Raw genomic sequence first — 17,625 nt, forward strand, 5'->3', positions numbered from 1 at the left:
ATGATACAATTTGCTTTCCCCAACCAAATCGGCCCCTTCAAAAAGGGTCGTATTGTCTCACACGAAGCGACGCATCCAGGCGCTGGCTATGGAATAGCCTATCATGGCGATCTCGCAGGAGAGGCGACTGTTTACGTCTATGACAACCGGCTAACCAACATTCCTAGCGACCCTATGAGTGAGATCGTCCTTGGCGAGTTTCACGCGACAATGCACGATCTTTATCAGCATTATGTCTCGCAAGGGATCACGCCGGAACTGGTCGGCCAGTATGGCACGGGCTGCCCCACGCGAGGGCCCGAATTTTTGTGTGCAGAGTTTCTGATCCCGAGCACCTCCACCAGGACGTTCCTATATGTGACCGGCGCCGACAACCAGTTCGTCAAGCTAAGGGTGTCGTACCGGGATCGTGGCGAAGCGGATCCGACCGCGAGAAATTTCGCGGATCAGGTGGCCGAGATTTTATGGGCTAACCGCGATGGCGGCTTAGCACACGCACATTGAGCGGTGCCACGCGGGTGAGTGGGCGGTGATGGACACGCAAACCGACCTCCAGATCGGCTGGTGTCAGCGGACTCCCACAGGTTGGTGGATCGAGGAGGCGCTCGACGGGGGATAGGTAGCGGGCCCGTACCGAACCCTGAAGGGGGCGGCTTGGGCGGCCGAGGAGGTCCTCGCGGACCGATGCGGCCAGGGCAATCTGGGTGCGTAGGATTTGCGCGCCTCAAAAGTCTTCCACCTAGAACCCTGCCACTCCACGGCGCCCTCGCTGTCTCCGGACCGCAGAACGATCAGGGGTGCGCCGCGCGATGGCTCCGCCCATGGGCAGGCGTAGAATGGCAGGCGCCGTCCGTCTCGGTTCGGCTCGATTGAACGGTCGCCGTGTAGATCTCGACGAAGCGATCCCGATGGCACTCGCTGTGGAAGCCGACGCCGACCTCCGTCCCGTGGACGTAGACGCCCCAGGCCAACCGATCACCATCGGTCGCTTCGTCGGCCATGAAAGAGAAGGCACCGCAGGTGCTGGCGATGAGTTCGTAGCGGAGGTTCAATCCGATATCCACGGCGTAGGCAAACTCGATATTCATGGGCAATACTTGTTTTGGCTCGGCGCAACGGTGCCGATCAACAAGGCGGTGGTAGATGATAGGGCTACTCGAAATCGAAATTAAAAATCGTATCCCCGTCCGCGTGTCCGACGCTCTTCGCGCGCGGTCGGTAAGAAGGGGGTGCCCCGACTGCAACCCCGCCTGCGCTTAAAGCCCAATTTCCTCGGACAGGTTGCGGGCGAACAACTCGCCGTCCCGGATGTAGCGGCGGACGGTGGCGCTCGACCGATGCCGGGTCTGCTTCATGATCGCCCACTCCTCGACGCCCGCAGCGGCGGCGGCGGTGGCGAACCCCGCCCGGAGCGAGTGCCCGGAGAACTTCTCCCCCTCCAGCCCCGCCGCGGCGGCGCGACGGCGCACGATCTCGGCGACGGCGTCGGTGGAGAGCCGGGCGCCGAGGGTGCCGTGCCGTGTCACGCCCCGGAAAACGGCGCCCTCGCCGATCCCGGCGGCCGAGATCCAGGCCGCATAGGCGGCGGCGGGACAGGTCGCGGTGCCGGTGCGGCCGATGGCGATCACCTGCCCCTCGCCCTCCTGGTCGCTCTTCGAGCGGCGGATGACGATCCGAAGTCCCTCGGGCACGACTGCGACGTCGGGAAGATCGAGGGCAACCAGTTCAGAGCGGCGCAGGGCTGTCGCGAACCCGACCAGCACCAGGGCCTTGTCCCTCACGTCGATGAGGCGCGAGCCGCAGGTCTCGATCAGGCGCCGCACCAGCGGCACGGTCAGGGCCTCGGCGTTCTTCTGCGCGATGCCCTTCTCGCGACGAAGGCCGCGCATGACGTCGCGGATGCCGGGGTGGCGGGTATCAAGGGGGTGACCCGCGAGGCGGTGAGCGACAGCGATGGACGAGAGGCGGCGGGTCAGGGTCGCTATCGAGAACGCGTCGGAATGGGCAGTGAGGTAGAGCGCGATCGTCGACGGCGCCGCGGGCAGGGCGTCGAGGCCGACGCGCCCTGCCCACGCCTCGTAGTGCCGGAAGTCGGAGCGGTATGCCTTGCGGGTGTTTTCCGCCCGCGAGCCCTCGGCGAAGCGCTTGGCCCGCGCGGCGAGGGCGGTCAGGTCGTCGGGAACGCCGATGGTGCCGTCCGGGGTCACGAGCAGCAGGTTTTCGCGAAGGGGGAGCGGATCGTCGCGATCGAGGCGGGCGCGCACGTCGCGCTGGTCCCGCGCCGTCGCGGCGGCCCGGGCCTCGGCCTCGGTGGTGTCCTGCCCGCTCTCGCGCAGCAGGGTGATCAAGTGGGCCTGGGTCGCGGCAAGGTCGGTGAGGGCCGCGAGGCGACGCGCGGCGGCAGCGTGCTTGGTCTCGTCCATCGGCTGCCGTCTCGCCCTGCTGACCCCGGATACATCTTTGTTATCCGAGCCCAGCAAGCCTGTCCATATCGGATTTCAGAAATCTGCCTTCTGACACTTGATACGTAGAACCAACCGTGGCATTCTTCGTTTATCAGATGTCTGGCATCTGATTGCAGAAGGAGGCGAGCCCGTGAGCACCGTCGTGATCTCCGAACTCCAGGCCGTGGCCCGCGACGTCCGCGCCCTCGAAGACGCCGCCCGCCGACAGGCCGAGCGCATCGAACGCCTGCTCAACACTCTCACCCAGGAGGTGGAGCAGCCCGCCCCCGGCACCGACCCGTTCAAGCGCCCGGACGGCAGACTGACCGAAGCCGGGATTGCCGCCATCGAGGCCGCCTTCGCGGCGGGCGCGACCGTCACCGAAGTCTCAAACCAGTTCAAGATCCAGGTCAGCGCCGCCTCGAACCGGAAGAAGATCTGGGAGGTCAAGAAGGCGGAGCAGGAGAAGAAGGCCGCAGCCACCGCGTAGCCTGGATCACCTCCGACTACCATTCCGTTCGTCGGCGGCGCTGACGCGGCGCAACCCGGCGGATCCGCGCGGCCCCGATCGACACGGCCGCATCTCACCCCGAGGAGAGACCACGCATGAGCAGCAACCGCCCCTGGGACCTCGTCAGTGATCCGAACTACTTCCGCGGCGTCCTGGGAACCATGGTCGCGGCGGGCCTCGGCCCGAAGGAGGACGTCTGGGTCCGCATCGGCAAGACCGGAGAGGGCAAGAAGCCCAACTACCAAGTTCAGAGTGTCGACGGGCGCGTCATCCGCTTCAGCGGCGCCAACCACGGCCACTTCCACGAGAAGCCCACCGAGAGCTTCGAGCCCGAGAACCTCTCGGAGGAGGTCTTCACCTATCCCGACATCGTGAAGCTGCTCGCCCGCTGCCTACAGAAAGCGTGACGACGGCAGCTTGTGGCGCATCTCCGGCTAACTCGCCGGGCGCGCCCTGCCGCAGCCGGGCTCGATCGGGCCCGGCTCACTCCTGATCCAACCCGAGATACCCGCCGCCCCGCCGAGGAGACAGGATCCGCATGGCCTCACCCGTTGAAGATCGTGCCCGTGGCGCCTTGTTGGGGCTCGCCGTGGGTGACGCCCTCGGCGCCACCCTGGAATTCGAGCCGCGCGACGCTCATCCGCGGCACACCGATATGACCGGCGGCGGCCCGTTCGACCTGAAGCCCGGGCAGTGGACCGACGACACCAGCATGGCGCTCGCGCTCGCCGACAGCCTGATCGCCGATCCGGACTTCGACGCCGTCGACCTGATGACGCGCTTCGCGGCATGGCTGAAGCAGGGTGAGTATTCCTGCACGGGCACGTGCTTCGACGTCGGCATCACCACCCGGAATTCGATCGGCCTGTTCCGGCGCAGCGGCGATCCGTTCGCGGGCTCCGAGGCCCCCGACACGGCCGGGAACGGCTCGATCATGCGGGTGTCGCCGGTCGCCATCGCGGCCCTGAACGATCCCGCGCTGGCGGCGCGGCTTGCCCGAGACCAGAGCCGTACCACGCACGCCGCCGCCGAGGCTGTCGAGGCATGCGACCTGCTCGTGCTGATCCTGCGCGAGGCGATCCTGGGTCGCGGCAAGGAGGCGCTGCGCCCCCGCGAGTGGGTGGGCACCCGCGCCGTCCAGAGGATCGCCAAGGGTGGGTGGTCGACCAAGGATCGTGCGCAGATCAAGTCGACGGGCTACGTCATCGACACCCTGGAGGCGGCGCTCTGGTGCACGAGCAAGGCCGACAGCTTCGAGGAGGCGCTCGTGCTCGCGGTCAACCTCGCGGGCGACGCCGACACGGTCGGCGCCGTCACGGGCCAGATCGCCGGGGCGGTATTCGGGGCCTCGGCGATCCCAGAGCGCTGGCTTCGGCCGTTGGCGTGGCGGGAGCGGATCGAGGAGACGGCGGGGCGCCTGCTCACCGTGGCATCACGATCAGCGCGTCCCGCCGAGCAGGAGGAGGGTGAGGCGGTCGAAGACAGGACTTTGGGCTCGCCGTTCGCCGCGCCCTGGATGACGGGGGACTGGACGCTTCGGCAGCGCCTGGAAGCCCTGGCCTGCTTCCGACCCGTCTTCGACCGCGACGGGTTCGTATTCGCCGAGGAGATCCCCGCCCAGCACAACGGCAGCACCATGACGGTTGGATGGATGAGGCTCGGAGAGGAGGCGCAAGAGTTCCACCGAACCCTGTTCCGATACGGCTGGGTCCGCATCTGCAACTCGGTGGAGTGGCGCCAGTCCGAGGCTGCCGAGCGCCTGCTCACTGATCCCGAGGCACTCGCCCAGGCGAATGAGGATGATCTCGCCACTATCCTGACCTTCTGCGTCCGCGCCGACCGCTTCTCCGAGGGCTATCTTGCGGGCTGCTACGACTCGGGGCTGCTCGGCCGCGTGGTGGCGCGCGCCGACGTGCTGCTCGGGCTGCTGCGGGAGAAGTTCGTGCCCGATCTTCGCACATGAGACCGAGCGTGCGGGCCCGGGACGACCTCCTTAAGCTCGTGTTGGGCGTCGGCATCGATCTCTGCTGGCAGGAGGGCACCACGTTCCACCGCGAGGCATCCTTGGGACGACCGTCGACAGCCGAAGAAGTCGCGCCAGAGGTCTTAGGGATCGTGAAAGCCGTTTGAACGAGGGAGGATGCGGCCGAGGCGCGGGCAACCGACATCAGCATCACGGCAAAGGTGGCCTCGTAGGGCCGCCTTTTTCATGCCTACCGCCGAGGAGCCGTGACGGCGATGGCGCGCCGGAGCACGCCGCGACCGTTATCCGAGCTTAGAACGCAGGCCCGCGATCGGCCCGCCATTTTGATTATGAAAACGTGCAAAATGTTCGCGTGTATCTCTTGCGGAGCGATCGCCTGCGCCCCATTCTATGAACACGCAAAAATGATGCATGATGATCATGATGGACCGGTGCACCAAGGACCAGATGCGCGAGGAGTTGCGCACCATCCTGCTGGCTCAGGCAGGGGCGATCGGGGTAGCCGCCGGGCGCGACGCCGCTGCGGCCTTCATCGGGTTCGCACCCATCTCTGATGAGTACGCGCCCCAGGATGGGTCGGACGACCCGCTCGCGTTCTACGAACAGGATCCCAGCCGGGTGGATCTCACACGGTTTCCGATCAGCAACCTTTTCGATCTAGCCTACGACTTCGCCTTTCAGCCGAACAAGGCGAGCCATCATTTCGAGAAGGGCGTCGACCGCATCCTGCACTTCATGACAGGAGTTCCGCGCGGGGTGCCCCTGCTGCTCTCCGGACGCATCACCGAGGGCTACCTGAGCCCGGAGGGCTGCTGTCAGACCGTCGCGGACGCAGCCCAGGCCCGATGGAAGATCGAGTTTGCCGAGAATTTCTTCGAGGACGCCTCCACCATCACCTTCACGACACGAGAGCTTGCTCTCCTCGCGAACATGAGCGAAGGCGCGGTTCGGAACGCCATCGCCGATAAGGGTGACGGCGGCCTCACGGCCATTCCCGGCTCAAAGCCCGTCAAGGTCGAGTTCGGAGAGGCGAAGCGGTGGCTCGCAGGTCGGCGCGGCTTCGTTTCACTGGCCGAGGACCCGATCGAGGCTTCATCGGTAGCGGAGCGTCCGCTCGGCGACGTGATCTTCGTCCCCGTCGCCAAGGACGGTAGTTGGTTCGATCCGAAGACCTGCCGCAACCAGCGCGGCTACACCATTGGTCCCAAGGGCGCCGAAATCCCGGTCAGTGACTACCGGGATGCCCTCGCCCAACTCGCCCGGATGCCAACGCCGTATTGGCGGCGCCCGAACGCGGCAGGAAATTGGGGCATCGTCGCCGGAATTTCGTGGCAGCGGCGCGAGATCAGCGATCTTGATCAGGCCCTGTCCGCGAATGCCGCGAGCACCCGCACGTGAGCAGCAGGCTGACACGTCATGCGCGCGAGCGTCTCCAGCAGCGCGCCATCCCGCCAATGATGGTGGAACTGCTGGAGCGGTTCGGCTCACCGGTTCGGTGCGGCAAGGCCGAGCGCCTGATCTTCGACAAGGCGGCGACCCGTCGCCTTCGCCACTACCTCGGCGGCGAACGCGGCATGAAGACCGTCGAGCGCTGGCTGAACGTCTCCATCATCATCGCCGATGGCGGCCACGTCATCAGCACCATGCACCAGGACCGCCGCGTTCGGCGTCCCTGAATTTCTTCCTGCCCGTTCACTCCCCCATTCGAGGTTCACACCGCATGGACATTCAGTCCACGATCACTCGCGCCCAATTTCCGGCTCTACGAGTGGCGCGGCGCCGTGAACGCCATGGAGGCAATCGACACCGACGCCGAGTCCTTCCTCACCACCTCGTTCCGCTTCGGAACGGGTATTGCTGAGGGAGCAACGAAGCTTCTCACCCTCTTGGGCGAGAACCGTCCTTTGCGGGGAAATTCCAGCATCACGAGCCATATCGCGCCGACGCCGTCTGCGAGCACGGTGTTGGCTCGCACGAACGCCTCCACCATCACCGCCGTGATCGAGGCCCTCGATGCGGGGCAGCGCCCTCACCTCGTGGGCGGACCCAAGGACCTCATGGAGATGCTGCGCGGCGTCGCCGACCTGAAGCGCGGCGAGCCGAGCGACGTGCCGGAGTTCTTCGGCTTCGCCAACTGGCCGGAGGTGGTCGAATTTGGATGCAGCGATGAGGGCGAACACCTTCGCACCTTCGTCAACCTCGTCGAGATGCGCGGCGAACGACAACTCATGTGGGCGCTCGGCCGCGTGGCCGAGGCGGATGCGTGTGATCTGATGGTCTCCACAGCGCACAAGGCGAAGGGCCGGGAGTGGCCCAAGGTCCGCCTGATGGACGACTTCTTGAAGAGCAAACCGAGGTGGGAGCGGGATGAGCGCGGCGGCGAGAGGCTGCTGTACGACCCCGGGGAACTGAGGCTGCTGTACGTCGCGCTCACGCGCGCCAAGGTATCCGTGGAGGTGCCGCCCCCGTTGCTGACGCTCCTGGGTCTGTCAGCCTCGCAGGACGCGAACGCTCCTTTGAGTGCAGCCTCTCCGAGCCGCCCGGAACCCACGCCTGAGACGCGATCCGCAGTGTCCCACGCCACCCCGATCCAAGCTGAGGCGCCCCCTGTGGTCCAACCGGCATGGGTGCCGCCTGAGAACTGGAAACCGGAGCCGGTAATGGCTCCAGCGGAGCATCCAATACAGCACCGTTTAGATCGGCCCACGCCAGAGCCCGCTTCCCGCAAACGCGGAGGGTTCCTCGGCTGGCTACTCGGTCGATGAACAGCCTTAGCCAGGGCGACCACGTTAAAGCTCCATCAGCGCCCTTGTAAGCCCGAGTTGACCGCTGCTGATAGTTGTTCTGGCCGCTCCTTGCCGCTTGCTGGTTTAAAAATGCTTGCGGTGTTTCCGTGTCGTGCGACCCTGGCTGTGCAACAACTCTTGGCTTTCCGCACGCCGCCCGGAACACGCCCGCCCTCAAGGCGACGATCGTCCAGGAAGTCCGTGCACAAAGTCAGGAGTGGTGTACGGGAGTTTCTGCACGATGATCGGCGCTACGGTCGGGCGTAGGTACGGATACAGCCGGGTCTCAACCTCGGACCAGGATTGGACCATCCAACTCGACGCCCTCGCCAAGGCTGGCGTCGACGATCGCGACGTCTACCGCGAGAAGGCCAGTGGCGCCCGACGCGATCGAACCGAGCTTCGCCGCGTCCTCGACCTGCTCCGTCAGGGCGACCAGATCGCGGTCTTCGCCCTCGACCGCCTCGCCCGCTCGCCGCTGCACCTGCTCCAGATCGTCGAGGAGATCGAGGCCAAGGGCGCCAAGCTTGTCTCCCTGCGCGAACAGATCGACACGGGCTCGGCCATGGGCCGCTTCTTCATCACCGTCGTCGGCAGCGTCGCCGCCCTGGAACGCGACCTCATCCTCGCCCGCACGAAGGCGGGCGCCGCCCTCGCCCGCGAGAGGGGAGTGCGGTTCGGCCGCCCGCCGAAGCTCACCGCCGCCCTGATCCGGCAGGTCCTACTCGCCCACGACGATCCGGAGACGACGGTGCCGGAGACCTGCCGCGTCCTCGGCATCAGCCGTTCCAGCTACTACGCCGCCCTTCGCACGGGGCGGGAAGAAGTTCGTGCAGCATAACCTTCTACGTCAAGGCCGCTTTCAGCAACATCTAGGCGGCGGCCCGCTCTCGAACGAGGAACGGGAAGGTGATCTGGTCGATGTGCTTCTTGAGAAGCGGGACGTCATCCTGGAGCATCAGGTAGTGCTCCTCGGAGACGTCGGCGGGCTTGTGCCCGGTGATCGCGTTGATCGACGGCTTCGGGACCCCCACCGCATAGGCCGCGTGCTCGAACGTCTTGCGCAGTGAGTGCACCGTCAGCCGTCGATTGGCTCCGAGCGCGGCATCGATCTCGCGGTTGAGCTTGCTGCTGATTGCCCCGCTCCAGCGCTCCGCCGACGCCCGGTACTTCAACTCGGGGAAGAGGCGATCGTCGGCGCGCTTCACCAGATCCAGGATCCCTAGTTCGAGAAGGTCCCGGTGCAGAGGGATCAGCCGCCGGTTGTGCGCGCTCTTCACCCGCGCTTCGTGCAGGTCGATCACGTCCACTCCATCGCGTCGCACGAACCAGGATGCACGAAGCTGCGCCATCTCCTCCAGGCGGGCGCCCGTGAGCAGCAGCAGGCGCGGCAGCCACAGCACGGCCCCGCTTTCGCGCTCGGTCCTGGCAAAGACGCGCGCGAGTTGGTCGAGGTCGAAGCGCTGGTAGCTGCGCCGCGCGTCGGTGATGGTGGCGCGGTCGGGACCCAGGCCCCGGAAGGGATTCGCCGGGATCAGGTCGGCGGCGACCGCCGCGTTGCAGATGGTCGCGAGCCCCGTCACCGTCTTCTTCAATGTGGCGACCGAGCCGACGCGCAGGCCGCGCACGAAGCGCTCGGCATCCTGGCGGGTGATGGCGGTGATCGCCTTGTCGCCGATCTGAGCCTCGAAGCGGGTGATCGCCTTCTCGATGTCGAGCCGGGAACGCCGTCGAGGCGGAGCACCTTTGCGCTCGCTCCGGCGAGGCAGGTAGACCTCCTCATAGGCTCGGCGCAGCGTCATGGCCTTCGTGCGGACGGGCGTTTTGCGCTCGGCGTCGCCATCGGCGGGCTGCGCTACCACCACCCGCTCGGGCTCGGCGCTCGGGCGGACAATCGTATCACGCTGGTACGGGCTGGGGTCGAAGCTCCACGCCGGGAACGATGCCCCGCCTCGAACTTCTCGGATCAGGTCGCCGAGATCGGCGGCAGCCCGCAAGGCTCGGCTACGCGCTGCGAGCGGATCGCGGGTCTTCAACGAGAACGTCACCGTGCGCTTTACATCGGGAACGTCGAGGGCTTCGAGCCGAGCAACGACATCGGCGGGAAGCTGAAGCCGAAACCGAAAGACGCCGCCCCGAACCGCTTGCCGGGTGAACGGGACCAGGGCGAACCTCGGCATACTTGAACGCGGGCCCTCGATGATCGACAACGGCAACGGGCCGTCGCAATGTCAGCCCCGAAAAACGCTACCCCCGATCGGAAATCCTGCAACGAATTTCCGACTCTAGCCCAAGATTTTCCAGCAAGGCGACCGAGTCCCGTAGGGCGCGCCAGCGGTTGTTTTCATTGGCTTTTTTGCTGTTTTTCGGACTCCCCCTAGGGGGGCGTTAGGACTGGTTTTTAGGACCGGTCAGGCGAGTCACGAACAAGCCCTCATCTCGATCGTCAGGCCACTGCGGCCCGCGGGCCCGGTAAGCGGGCCTCCAGCGACAGAAGCATCAGCGTTGCGGCATCCCGCCACGCGCTGATCACCGTCCCCGCGACGATCGCACCTACCGTCCCCACCAACGTCCTGCCGAGCGCACTGCGCGCTACCTTCGACGTTCTCCGCGACGGCCCCGGCACGCTCTTATGACGGCGGAGCCAGGGGTCGGGGGCACGCACGTCCCAGGTGACGAAGGTGCCGACGATCTCGCGGGGGCTACCGACGATCGTCGCCCCGAGCGGCCGGTGCCCATCTCCGGCTTCATGACAGCGCGACGCTCGACGTCGACGATCAGCCAGCTACGCGCGGGCGGCTGGATCGGCCGCCGCATCGCACATCGTGGGGCAGGACGATCCGAGGAGCCTCGCTACGATCGTGGCCGAATCGATCGAAGCGAGGCGCGTGAGATCGCCGCCGCAACGAACTATGCGGATTCCCCGCCTTGATACGACTGGGATTGGTTCGATCAGGGATACAACGTAGCCATCATCCCAATAGGTAGTACCGGGGTTGATGACCTCTTGGAAGGACCGAAAGATCCTGTTACAAACCCGTCCGTGTTGATCGGTAGTACCAGGGAGTAGGACGTGGTGGAGATGAAGCGGAAGGGTCGGGCCAAGGCTGTCCCGAAGGACGACCGGCAGCGGCACGTCTCGATTCTTCTGAAGGGCAAAGACCACCTCTATGCCGCGTTGAAGGACGTGCGGTGCGAGAAGCGGGTCGACCGAGAGGGGCTCTCCCGGGCCGAGCGCATCGACATGATCTGCGAACGCTACCGGTACATGGTCGAGGACGAGATGCCGACCCTCACCGTCTCAGAATGGCTCGGGGTCATGGACGCGTGCAATCCGCGTATGGACTTCAGAAGGGTTTCCCGCCTGGAGGAAGGGGTGGTCGATATGATGAAGGCGGCCCATGATGAAGGTGTTGCCGTCCGCCATGGCTATGACCCCGACGAGTTACTTGCAAAAATCTCCAACAGAACTCCCTACATCGTTCCGATTGCGGAGGTTGCCGACCGCTTCTGGGGTTCTGATTTCGAGGACGAACGCTCGCACGAAGACCGCCTGCGCGACGCCGGAGCGCGGATCGACAAACGAGCGGTCAAGTAGGACCCAGTGTACTACCGCCTGTGAATCGGCCTTCGTCGGCTTCAACGAAGGTGGAGCCTCATGGGTCGGCGCCACGCGATGATCGAGACGGCCGTCGAGACGTAGCGCTCGATGCAGAGGAGTTAAGTCTTTATGGCTTCAGCCTTGCCGCCGCGCTCAAGAGCGCGGGCCTCGACGAGGTCGGGATCAAGGCGAGGCTCTACGAGGAAGCCCAGTACGGCCACTCGCCTCGGGAGCGGAGGGGCGAGATCAAGGGCATCCTCCAGAACCTGCGAAAGGTCGGCAACTCCACCCGAGGGTCGGCGAACCAGTTGGAACGGGCCGCAGCCTGAGCACTAGAAGCCCAACAGCGGGTCACAGAGGCGGGCGCACGATCGAAAGGTCGTCTCGATCGCCTTCCAATGAGAACGTCGAGCATGATGGTCGCCACCCTGGCCGACGCCGCCACCGAGCTTCTCATCACCGGCGAACACGACCTCGGCGGAGTCGTCCTCGTTGATGTGGAGCAAGATCAGTTCACCCCGCTGTTGAGAGTGACCGCCGAGCTATCCGCCGAGCTTCAGCAGGTGATCGTCGCCCTTGCTGCGGCGGGCGTTCATCGCGCTCAGCGCGTCCTATCGGCTTACGTGGCAGCCAGATGCATCCTTGAGGATCCGCCGCCGAAAGCGAAGATGAAGAGCATGGCTCGGGTCCTATCCCACCTCCTCCGGTTCGAAGAAGTGGCAGCGCGAGAGCCCGATCTTGACCGTATCCTGGCGCAAGCGCGAGTGATAGCCAGACGGGTTAAGGCCCGCAAGCTGGCAATCGACTGGAGCTTGTCGAAGCCTATCGCCCGATAGGCTTCATGCCGTCGCGGGACCCAGATCGAGCGGGCGCTATGTAGTTTCTACGTGCTCGAAAATCGTTGCGGAAATTCGGGATTATATCACGCTGGTTCAAGCGGAACATCCACGGAGCTACGCTTGAACCCGACAGGCGCACGTAAGTTTGGGCCCCGCCCCTTCAGCGGGACCTACCTTCAAATCGCCGTGGAACTTGACGCGGTGCATCCTGGACACCTTGGGCTGGCTCTTCACGGATCCGATCTGGCCCGCCAGACGAGGTTCCTGGCGTATGCGGAGATTGCGGCCGGGGGTGCCGCGGCACTCGCAAACCGCCTTGGCAGTGCCGAGGTATCGTCCGCCATCAGGAACGCCGACTCCGATCAGGCGGTGATCGGCAGGGCCCTTGCGGTATTCAAGCCTCGCGAGATCGTCGAGGCCATCTTCAAGGTCGTCCCGAACGCCTTCCTCGGCACTCTCAAGCGCCTCGGCCCCGATCCGCTACCCAACCCCGCTCTGTATCGAGAGCTTTACCAACTTTTCGCGTCTCGCATTCCCGCCGACCGCGCCCGAGTTCGCGTTCTACGGCAGTTGCCGGGCACCATCTCGCCGATGCAGATCGCGATCGTGATGGTCATCGACCCCGTCCTCCTGCATCCCCGCTTCGTGATGAAGATCGAGACGGTCGAGGAGGCTCGCGACCTCAGCGACGCCTTTGCTTACATTCGCGCCCACTGCTCAGCCGCCACCGACGAGGCGATCTGGCAGTCAGTTTCGTCCTTCCCCGAGCAGAAGATCGTCGAAGCATTAGTGCGGCGGTGGGCGAAACGGTTTGACCGATTGCCATTTCCCCTCGAACTTGCCGACCCGTCCCTGGTGGTGTTGAACACGGGGGCTGCGCTACTCGACGCCGGGCGCCGCTACGATAACTGCCTCTCGACCAAAATCCCTGACGTGCTGGTAGGCCGCAATTTGTATGTTGAGGTCAAAACTGGCCGCAGCCGCGGTCTGATTGCCGAACTGAGACGAACCTCTCGATGCTGGGTCCTTCACATGCTCCATCAACGCGGCAATGGGCGGGTCCCCCGAGATCTTGCGGCGGCAGTTCGTAGCAAGCTCGCGGCCCACGGTATCGCAATCTACGACCGCCCCGCGAACGGCATCGCTGGCGTAAATGCGGCAGCCAAGCTGCTTGACATCTACGATTGGAATATCGCGGACGTCAATGAATTTGACACCCCGGAGCCACTCAGTCTCGCAGAGATCGAGGAAGAACTCGACAGCCTTGTTCGGGAATTTGGAGTGGCGGCATCGGTGGCCGAGTTTGCATGATGAAGGCATGGCCGCCGTTCGGCTTAAAGGTCTTTGAGAGAGCGGAAGTTGTTCGAACAAGGCTTCAGCGTCCAGAAGACCATACGACGGTCATGCGGCACAACCTCGAAGTTCTTCGGGGTCTGGTGGATGTTCTTCGAGCACGCGCCAGCACACAGATAGAACTGGAAGCGCTACGCGTCGAGGTCCTTGAAGCGGAGGCGACGATCGCCTCTCTTGTCACTGATCTGGAGCACGAACGTGCATACGCCTCCCACCTAGAAAAGCGGCTTGCCGAATTCGAGGACGCCGCCGAGGCTGCTCAAAGATCACGCCCGCCACTGAGGATCGTGACTTTCAAGAAGGAGCCGAAGGACACCTAAGTTTTCGACCGAGCCGCAAGTCGGATCAACGGTACGAGCGACGACCCAGGAGATTGGCCACACGCATATCCCTGACGATCGCCACGTCGATCTTCTCGATCTCGGAGGCGAGATCTGGGCGAAGGGAAGCCGCTTCGGCCAAGCATGACCTGACCGACAGCACTGTGTGGGGAGAGACCCGGGCCGTCGCGCCCCCGCGCCGTTTGAAGTCGCGAAGGTAGCTGCGATCCCGTCCGCAGAAGTGAACGGAGAACGACTGATGCGAATTTGCCAAGCCGAGCGTGATCACGGCGTCGGCGATCGAAATGAGTTGGTGGCCGTAGAGCATGATTGAATATGGCGAGTGGGATTGCAGGTGGGATAAATATCTTTTTCAACTTATTTAGGTGAAATGATGCCGCCCAATTTCAAAATTAACCCGGTCGTCGATACGGCAACTGGCAGCTTCACATTCACGGGTCCACGCGACCAATGGCTCATCGATCGGACACGCGAGTGGTGTGTGATCCATGTCCAAAACGGTTGGCGGTACAGGATCGACATGGCGGCCGGGACGATCGCGTTCGACTTCGCCGTCCAGGCCGACGCCGATCTTTTTAGGAAGATCACCAAGAGGACGCCGACCTTGATTACCTGCGTTTGAATTGGCGTTTTCGCGAGATGGTTCGCAGCACTGCGTTAGAACGCACCCTTTCAAGTAATTTTCGCCGTCTGCCTCGTTGGGCGCAACTTCGTCGAGAGAGCAGCCGGTTCCAGGGATCCGGCGCCGGGACGAATGCCTTCCAATGGTACGGGGGCATCGCGGGCATCGAACCCGCGATCTCCAACATGGCCGTCGACGCTTCAGATGCGCTGCGCGTGGCGGGTGCACGCCCATCATCCGATGCGTACCGGGCATTCGAGGCGCAGTACGAGGCTGAGGATGAGGGGCGCACACACCACGTAACCGGCGAGATCCGCTGCCACGCGGGCAGCGTCGACGAGGTCCTGTAGACGGTGTTCAACCAATTTGCCCAGCATCGACCAGCCTGACGGCAGGTAGCTCATCCCATGTACGGCCATCGAGATCGCGTCCGGTTCGGCTCTTCACCGGTCCGCCCCATTGCTTAAAGTGGAAAGCCACCCCGGCTTCGATGCAGGTATCTCGAATCGCCCGCACCCATACCGGATCAATTGGCCTTGCGGCCGGGCCGCTCTCCCCACCGACGATGACCCAATCGATGCCGGTTAGATCAAGGCCCGGAACGAGCGGTCCGAGGAGCGGTTCAAGCGACAGAAACTTGACCGCGGCATTTGTGTCGCGGAGTCGATCAATGCGCCAGAGGTAGTCCTCGTTCTCGACACTTACGCCCATCCAGACGTGCTTCGGCCACTTTAGCGCTTGGGAAAGTTCAAGAAGGCGATCGGCCCGTTTGGTAAGGACTTGATAGGTGTGTTGCGGCGTTTCCCTCATGACCTTAAAAACGCTGCGCACGAATGGCAGGGGCACATTCTCATGGAAAAGGTCGGACATCGAGTTCACGAAAACCCGCCGACCTTTGCGCCACGTGCGTGGAGCATCGAGCACGTTCCGGTCTAGAACAATCTTTCCCGTCCACTTCGCCCGACCACCAGTCTTGTGGGTTGTGCCAACATACTTGCTGTGCCCCATGGCCTCACAACGCGCAGCCATTCGCATCGCGTAGCAATTCGTGCAGCCCGGCGAGATGATTGTGCAACCTGCGACCGGGTTCCAGGTCGCGTCCGTCCATTCAATCGACGATGAGCTACCCACGCCTTTGTGCTCCGTTCAGAAAAGTTACCTTTACCGTCTCGGCGAAGGTCCTCTCGCCGTTTCTCATCGGGCGCTTTGCTGCCGGGCGGTCGGCAACGATCCGACTCGCCTCCTCCATCTCGCACAGGACGCGCTTGTAGTTGCGCTCGATGAACGGAGTGTCGACATGATGGGCCTCGAAGATCTCCCCCATCGTCAGGGTCTGGCCTGCGAACCTCATTTCGAGATCTTCTGCAAGCGCGGCAAGTGGCTGGTTCAACGAGAAGAGGAGTGGGGTGCGCGCGTCGGCGGGCGAGTACGTGAACGACGGGACCCCTTGGTCCTCGGTCGAACTCTCGGCCGCCATGATGCCCTTCATGATGTTGTAGCCGAGAATGTGTTTCGACACGAACACCAGGGCATGGGAGGTCCGGCTGCCGTCCGCCCTTTTGAACCGGAACGGTAGAACGTACCGAGCCCCAAGATCTTTAAGAGCATAAGAAAGTTCTTCTAGAATAAAATTTTCTCGATCGCGAGGTTTCATCTCGATCATGATGGAGCGCATGCGCTCAATGCGCTCGCACCCGAAGAGTGCATCCATGTGAGAGCGGACGGCATCATTGTTGATTCCCGCGTTGATGCGCGCATAATTGAAGAAGAACACGCAATCACAGCCCCAATCCTTGACCGCGGCCTGGATGAAGCCGCGGGAAAGGCCCTTATAACCGAATGGGTCTATGAAAGAGAAAGTCGGGCACATGTTGATGCGTTTGAACATGGCTTCAGCATCCGCGCCAACCTCTCCACAGTAAATCTTCGGTTTATGCTTGAGTTTGTCAACATTTTCCATCCCTTCAACCGCCTCGTTCAACGATTTGAAGTTTTTTTCATCCTTATCATTGAACATCGTAACTAGTAATGCGGCAAGTTCCGGCTTGTTTATAGCCTGCTCTAACACCAACAGGGGCGTTGATTTAGAGCCAGTCTCATAACGGCCTGGACCTGCAAATAGATCGATATAGCCAAGGCGATATATGTGAATGCCTTGGCGGCGATTGCCAAGCATAACATTGGCCCAAGCAAAAAATATTTTGCTACGATCCTAGCCTTCGCTGCGGACTGATCACTCTGCTCAACGAAAAAAGTTTCCGATGCCATGTCCACCTCCAGCACGCCTGGATGGTAGACAAAGGCTGAGCGCGCGCAATGGTGGATTTTTTCCGGTCTCGCTGATTTTTCCAATGAACGGGCGTGTCACTTTGGCTTGGCCGCTGATCGTTCCGGCTTGTTTTCATGTCTGGGTTACTCGACTGCCTCCCTGGTCAACTCGACTGTCACCACCGACAACAAGTTAAAGGACGCCAACCAGGATGACGTTCACCGCGGCGATCCCGGTGAGCACGACGAACATCGTGCTGGTCCCGCCCGAGGTAATGACCGCGGCACCTGCGAGCGGGGCGAAAGCCTGGGCGATCAGGTTCGGCATCGCCAGCCAACCCATGATGGGGGCAGCGGTCGGGCCCGAAGAGGGCGAGCGGCAGCGTCCCGCGAGCGATCGAGCAGAGGCCGTTGCCCGCCCCCGTACAGGATCAGCGCGACGGTCGCGCCGAAGGCTTCAAGCCAAAGAAGCACCACGCCGAGGGCGATCAGGCCCATGGCCGCCGTCAACGTTCAGATCGGATGATGCGGCCCGCCTCTAGCGGCTTCGAGGATCCGCGCCGTGAGCCCAGCGACGTCCGGGGCGCCATGAACACTGCCCGGGATGTAGGGCGAAACCTCTGACAGTCTGGGTTAAGTCTCAAAGCACGCCGTAGAACCGGGACGCCAGGACCGCGAAGATCACCAGAACGAAGGCGATGATGCCGAGAACGCCGTCGCCGGATCCCTCGATCAAGCCGAACAACAGCTTGATAGAAATTTTCGGACTCGGAGGCTTGGGCTCTGGTTCAGACGACATGGAGACGCACCACACCCAGAAAATTGGGTGGTGCTTCATTCCCTTCGGGATCTATCCGGTTTTCCGAACGGAGTGCA

Annotated in this window: 21 protein-coding genes; 14 read left to right on the forward strand and 7 right to left on the reverse strand. The window is 63.4% G+C overall.

Going from position 1 to position 17,625, the window contains the following annotated elements; genetic code table 11:
• On the forward strand, positions 1 to 504 hold the full coding sequence (locus AC3AOF_RS02615; protein ID WP_488347625.1) for a hypothetical protein: 504 nt from the start codon (positions 1 to 3) through the stop codon (positions 502 to 504).
• Positions 505 to 791: 287 nt separating this feature from the next.
• Here AC3AOF_RS02615 and AC3AOF_RS02620 read toward each other — a convergent pair whose 3' ends face one another.
• Both AC3AOF_RS02620 and AC3AOF_RS02625 read right to left on the reverse strand, forming a co-directional pair.
• Positions 792 to 1,088, reverse strand: coding sequence for a hypothetical protein (locus tag AC3AOF_RS02620; protein WP_488347626.1), 297 nt, complete (start codon positions 1,086 to 1,088; stop codon positions 792 to 794).
• A 168-nt stretch (positions 1,089 to 1,256) separates the two neighbouring features.
• A complete protein-coding gene (locus AC3AOF_RS02625; RefSeq protein WP_488347627.1) occupies positions 1,257 to 2,423 on the reverse strand; it encodes a site-specific integrase in 1,167 nt (388 codons plus the stop codon).
• Between the two features lie 172 nt (positions 2,424 to 2,595).
• On the opposite strand from AC3AOF_RS02625, the gene AC3AOF_RS02630 reads away from it, so the two are divergent.
• The 7 genes from AC3AOF_RS02630 to AC3AOF_RS02660 all read left to right on the forward strand — a co-directional run bounded on the left by AC3AOF_RS02630 (position 2,596) and on the right by AC3AOF_RS02660 (position 8,566).
• Positions 2,596 to 2,934: a hypothetical protein gene (locus AC3AOF_RS02630; RefSeq protein ID WP_488347628.1), complete on the forward strand. Its 339-nt coding sequence runs from the start codon at positions 2,596 to 2,598 to the stop codon at positions 2,932 to 2,934.
• A gap of 116 nt (positions 2,935 to 3,050) precedes the next feature.
• Positions 3,051 to 3,362: a hypothetical protein gene (locus AC3AOF_RS02635; protein WP_488347629.1), complete on the forward strand. Its 312-nt coding sequence runs from the start codon at positions 3,051 to 3,053 to the stop codon at positions 3,360 to 3,362.
• Positions 3,363 to 3,493: 131 nt separating this feature from the next.
• Positions 3,494 to 4,918 (forward strand): ADP-ribosylglycohydrolase family protein, encoded by a 1,425-nt coding sequence (locus tag AC3AOF_RS02640; protein ID WP_488347630.1) that lies wholly within the window; start codon positions 3,494 to 3,496, stop codon positions 4,916 to 4,918.
• A gap of 432 nt (positions 4,919 to 5,350) precedes the next feature.
• Positions 5,351 to 6,337 carry a hypothetical protein gene (locus AC3AOF_RS02645; RefSeq protein WP_488347631.1) on the forward strand — a complete coding sequence of 329 codons (987 nt, stop codon included), beginning with the start codon at positions 5,351 to 5,353 and terminating at the stop codon, positions 6,335 to 6,337.
• Complete coding sequence (locus tag AC3AOF_RS02650; protein WP_488347632.1) at positions 6,334 to 6,615, forward strand: hypothetical protein; 282 nt, start codon at positions 6,334 to 6,336, stop codon at positions 6,613 to 6,615. The genes AC3AOF_RS02645 and AC3AOF_RS02650 overlap by 4 nt, the downstream gene beginning before the upstream one ends.
• 114 nt (positions 6,616 to 6,729) lie before the next feature.
• Positions 6,730 to 7,704, forward strand: a complete 975-nt coding sequence (locus tag AC3AOF_RS02655; protein WP_488348950.1) for a 3'-5' exonuclease — start codon at positions 6,730 to 6,732, stop codon at positions 7,702 to 7,704.
• 262 nt (positions 7,705 to 7,966) lie between these two features.
• On the forward strand, positions 7,967 to 8,566 hold the full coding sequence (locus AC3AOF_RS02660; protein WP_488347620.1) for a recombinase family protein: 600 nt from the start codon (positions 7,967 to 7,969) through the stop codon (positions 8,564 to 8,566).
• A gap of 31 nt (positions 8,567 to 8,597) precedes the next feature.
• On the opposite strand, the gene AC3AOF_RS02665 is transcribed toward AC3AOF_RS02660, so the two are convergent.
• On the reverse strand, positions 8,598 to 9,935 hold the full coding sequence (locus AC3AOF_RS02665; RefSeq protein WP_488347619.1) for a DUF6538 domain-containing protein: 1,338 nt from the start codon (positions 9,933 to 9,935) through the stop codon (positions 8,598 to 8,600).
• Positions 9,936 to 10,798: 863 nt separating this feature from the next.
• Here AC3AOF_RS02665 and AC3AOF_RS02670 point away from each other — a divergent pair.
• From AC3AOF_RS02670 to AC3AOF_RS02685, 4 genes are all read left to right on the forward strand, one after another.
• Positions 10,799 to 11,323, forward strand: a complete 525-nt coding sequence (locus AC3AOF_RS02670; protein ID WP_488347633.1) for a hypothetical protein — start codon at positions 10,799 to 10,801, stop codon at positions 11,321 to 11,323.
• A gap of 416 nt (positions 11,324 to 11,739) precedes the next feature.
• Positions 11,740 to 12,162, forward strand: a complete 423-nt coding sequence (locus tag AC3AOF_RS02675) for a hypothetical protein (RefSeq protein WP_488347634.1) — start codon at positions 11,740 to 11,742, stop codon at positions 12,160 to 12,162.
• A 123-nt stretch (positions 12,163 to 12,285) separates the two neighbouring features.
• Positions 12,286 to 13,476 carry a hypothetical protein gene (locus tag AC3AOF_RS02680; protein WP_488347635.1) on the forward strand — a complete coding sequence of 397 codons (1,191 nt, stop codon included), beginning with the start codon at positions 12,286 to 12,288 and terminating at the stop codon, positions 13,474 to 13,476.
• On the forward strand, positions 13,473 to 13,838 hold the full coding sequence (locus tag AC3AOF_RS02685) for a hypothetical protein (protein WP_203158424.1): 366 nt from the start codon (positions 13,473 to 13,475) through the stop codon (positions 13,836 to 13,838). Before AC3AOF_RS02680 ends, AC3AOF_RS02685 begins: the two co-directional genes overlap by 4 nt.
• 25 nt (positions 13,839 to 13,863) lie before the next feature.
• On the opposite strand, the gene AC3AOF_RS02690 is transcribed toward AC3AOF_RS02685, so the two are convergent.
• Positions 13,864 to 14,166 carry a hypothetical protein gene (locus AC3AOF_RS02690; protein ID WP_488347636.1) on the reverse strand — a complete coding sequence of 101 codons (303 nt, stop codon included), beginning with the start codon at positions 14,164 to 14,166 and terminating at the stop codon, positions 13,864 to 13,866.
• Between the two features lie 66 nt (positions 14,167 to 14,232).
• On the opposite strand from AC3AOF_RS02690, the gene AC3AOF_RS02695 reads away from it, so the two are divergent.
• Positions 14,233 to 14,481: a hypothetical protein gene (locus AC3AOF_RS02695; protein WP_488347637.1), complete on the forward strand. Its 249-nt coding sequence runs from the start codon at positions 14,233 to 14,235 to the stop codon at positions 14,479 to 14,481.
• 185 nt (positions 14,482 to 14,666) lie between these two features.
• Positions 14,667 to 14,831: a hypothetical protein gene (locus tag AC3AOF_RS02700; RefSeq protein WP_488347638.1), complete on the forward strand. Its 165-nt coding sequence runs from the start codon at positions 14,667 to 14,669 to the stop codon at positions 14,829 to 14,831.
• 7 nt (positions 14,832 to 14,838) lie between these two features.
• Here the strand turns inward: AC3AOF_RS02700 and AC3AOF_RS02705 are convergent, their stop codons facing one another.
• From AC3AOF_RS02705 to AC3AOF_RS02715, 3 genes are all read right to left on the reverse strand, one after another.
• On the reverse strand, positions 14,839 to 15,612 hold the full coding sequence (locus AC3AOF_RS02705; RefSeq protein ID WP_488347639.1) for a DUF5131 family protein: 774 nt from the start codon (positions 15,610 to 15,612) through the stop codon (positions 14,839 to 14,841).
• Entirely contained in the window at positions 15,605 to 16,657 is a 1,053-nt protein-coding gene (locus AC3AOF_RS02710) for a three-Cys-motif partner protein TcmP (RefSeq protein ID WP_488347640.1), read from the reverse strand. Before AC3AOF_RS02710 ends, AC3AOF_RS02705 begins: the two co-directional genes overlap by 8 nt.
• Positions 16,658 to 16,942: 285 nt before the next feature.
• Positions 16,943 to 17,077, reverse strand: a complete 135-nt coding sequence (locus AC3AOF_RS02715) for a hypothetical protein (protein ID WP_488347641.1) — start codon at positions 17,075 to 17,077, stop codon at positions 16,943 to 16,945.
• Positions 17,078 to 17,625 lie beyond the last annotated feature (548 nt).

The organism is Methylobacterium sp. 142-1Y, assembly GCF_057747795.1.

Bases quoted from the DNA above. Each gene is read 5' to 3' on its own strand.
- AC3AOF_RS02615 (WP_488347625.1), top strand. From the start codon at position 1: ATGATACAATTTGCTTTCCCCAACCAAATCGGCCCCTTCAAAAAGGGT.
- AC3AOF_RS02620 (WP_488347626.1), bottom strand. From the start codon at position 1,088: ATGAATATCGAGTTTGCCTACGCCGTGGATATCGGATTGAACCTCCGC.
- AC3AOF_RS02625 (WP_488347627.1), bottom strand. From the start codon at position 2,423: ATGGACGAGACCAAGCACGCTGCCGCCGCGCGTCGCCTCGCGGCCCTC.
- AC3AOF_RS02635 (WP_488347629.1), top strand. From the start codon at position 3,051: ATGAGCAGCAACCGCCCCTGGGACCTCGTCAGTGATCCGAACTACTTC.
- AC3AOF_RS02640 (WP_488347630.1), top strand. From the start codon at position 3,494: ATGGCCTCACCCGTTGAAGATCGTGCCCGTGGCGCCTTGTTGGGGCTC.
- AC3AOF_RS02645 (WP_488347631.1), top strand. From the start codon at position 5,351: ATGATGATCATGATGGACCGGTGCACCAAGGACCAGATGCGCGAGGAG.
- AC3AOF_RS02655 (WP_488348950.1), top strand. From the start codon at position 6,730: ATGGAGGCAATCGACACCGACGCCGAGTCCTTCCTCACCACCTCGTTC.
- AC3AOF_RS02660 (WP_488347620.1), top strand. From the start codon at position 7,967: ATGATCGGCGCTACGGTCGGGCGTAGGTACGGATACAGCCGGGTCTCA.
- AC3AOF_RS02675 (WP_488347634.1), top strand. From the start codon at position 11,740: ATGATGGTCGCCACCCTGGCCGACGCCGCCACCGAGCTTCTCATCACC.
- AC3AOF_RS02685 (WP_203158424.1), top strand. From the start codon at position 13,473: ATGATGAAGGCATGGCCGCCGTTCGGCTTAAAGGTCTTTGAGAGAGCG.
- AC3AOF_RS02690 (WP_488347636.1), bottom strand. From the start codon at position 14,166: ATGCTCTACGGCCACCAACTCATTTCGATCGCCGACGCCGTGATCACG.
- AC3AOF_RS02695 (WP_488347637.1), top strand. From the start codon at position 14,233: ATGCCGCCCAATTTCAAAATTAACCCGGTCGTCGATACGGCAACTGGC.
- AC3AOF_RS02700 (WP_488347638.1), top strand. From the start codon at position 14,667: ATGGCCGTCGACGCTTCAGATGCGCTGCGCGTGGCGGGTGCACGCCCA.
- AC3AOF_RS02710 (WP_488347640.1), bottom strand. From the start codon at position 16,657: ATGCTTGGCAATCGCCGCCAAGGCATTCACATATATCGCCTTGGCTAT.
- AC3AOF_RS02715 (WP_488347641.1), bottom strand. From the start codon at position 17,077: ATGCCGAACCTGATCGCCCAGGCTTTCGCCCCGCTCGCAGGTGCCGCG.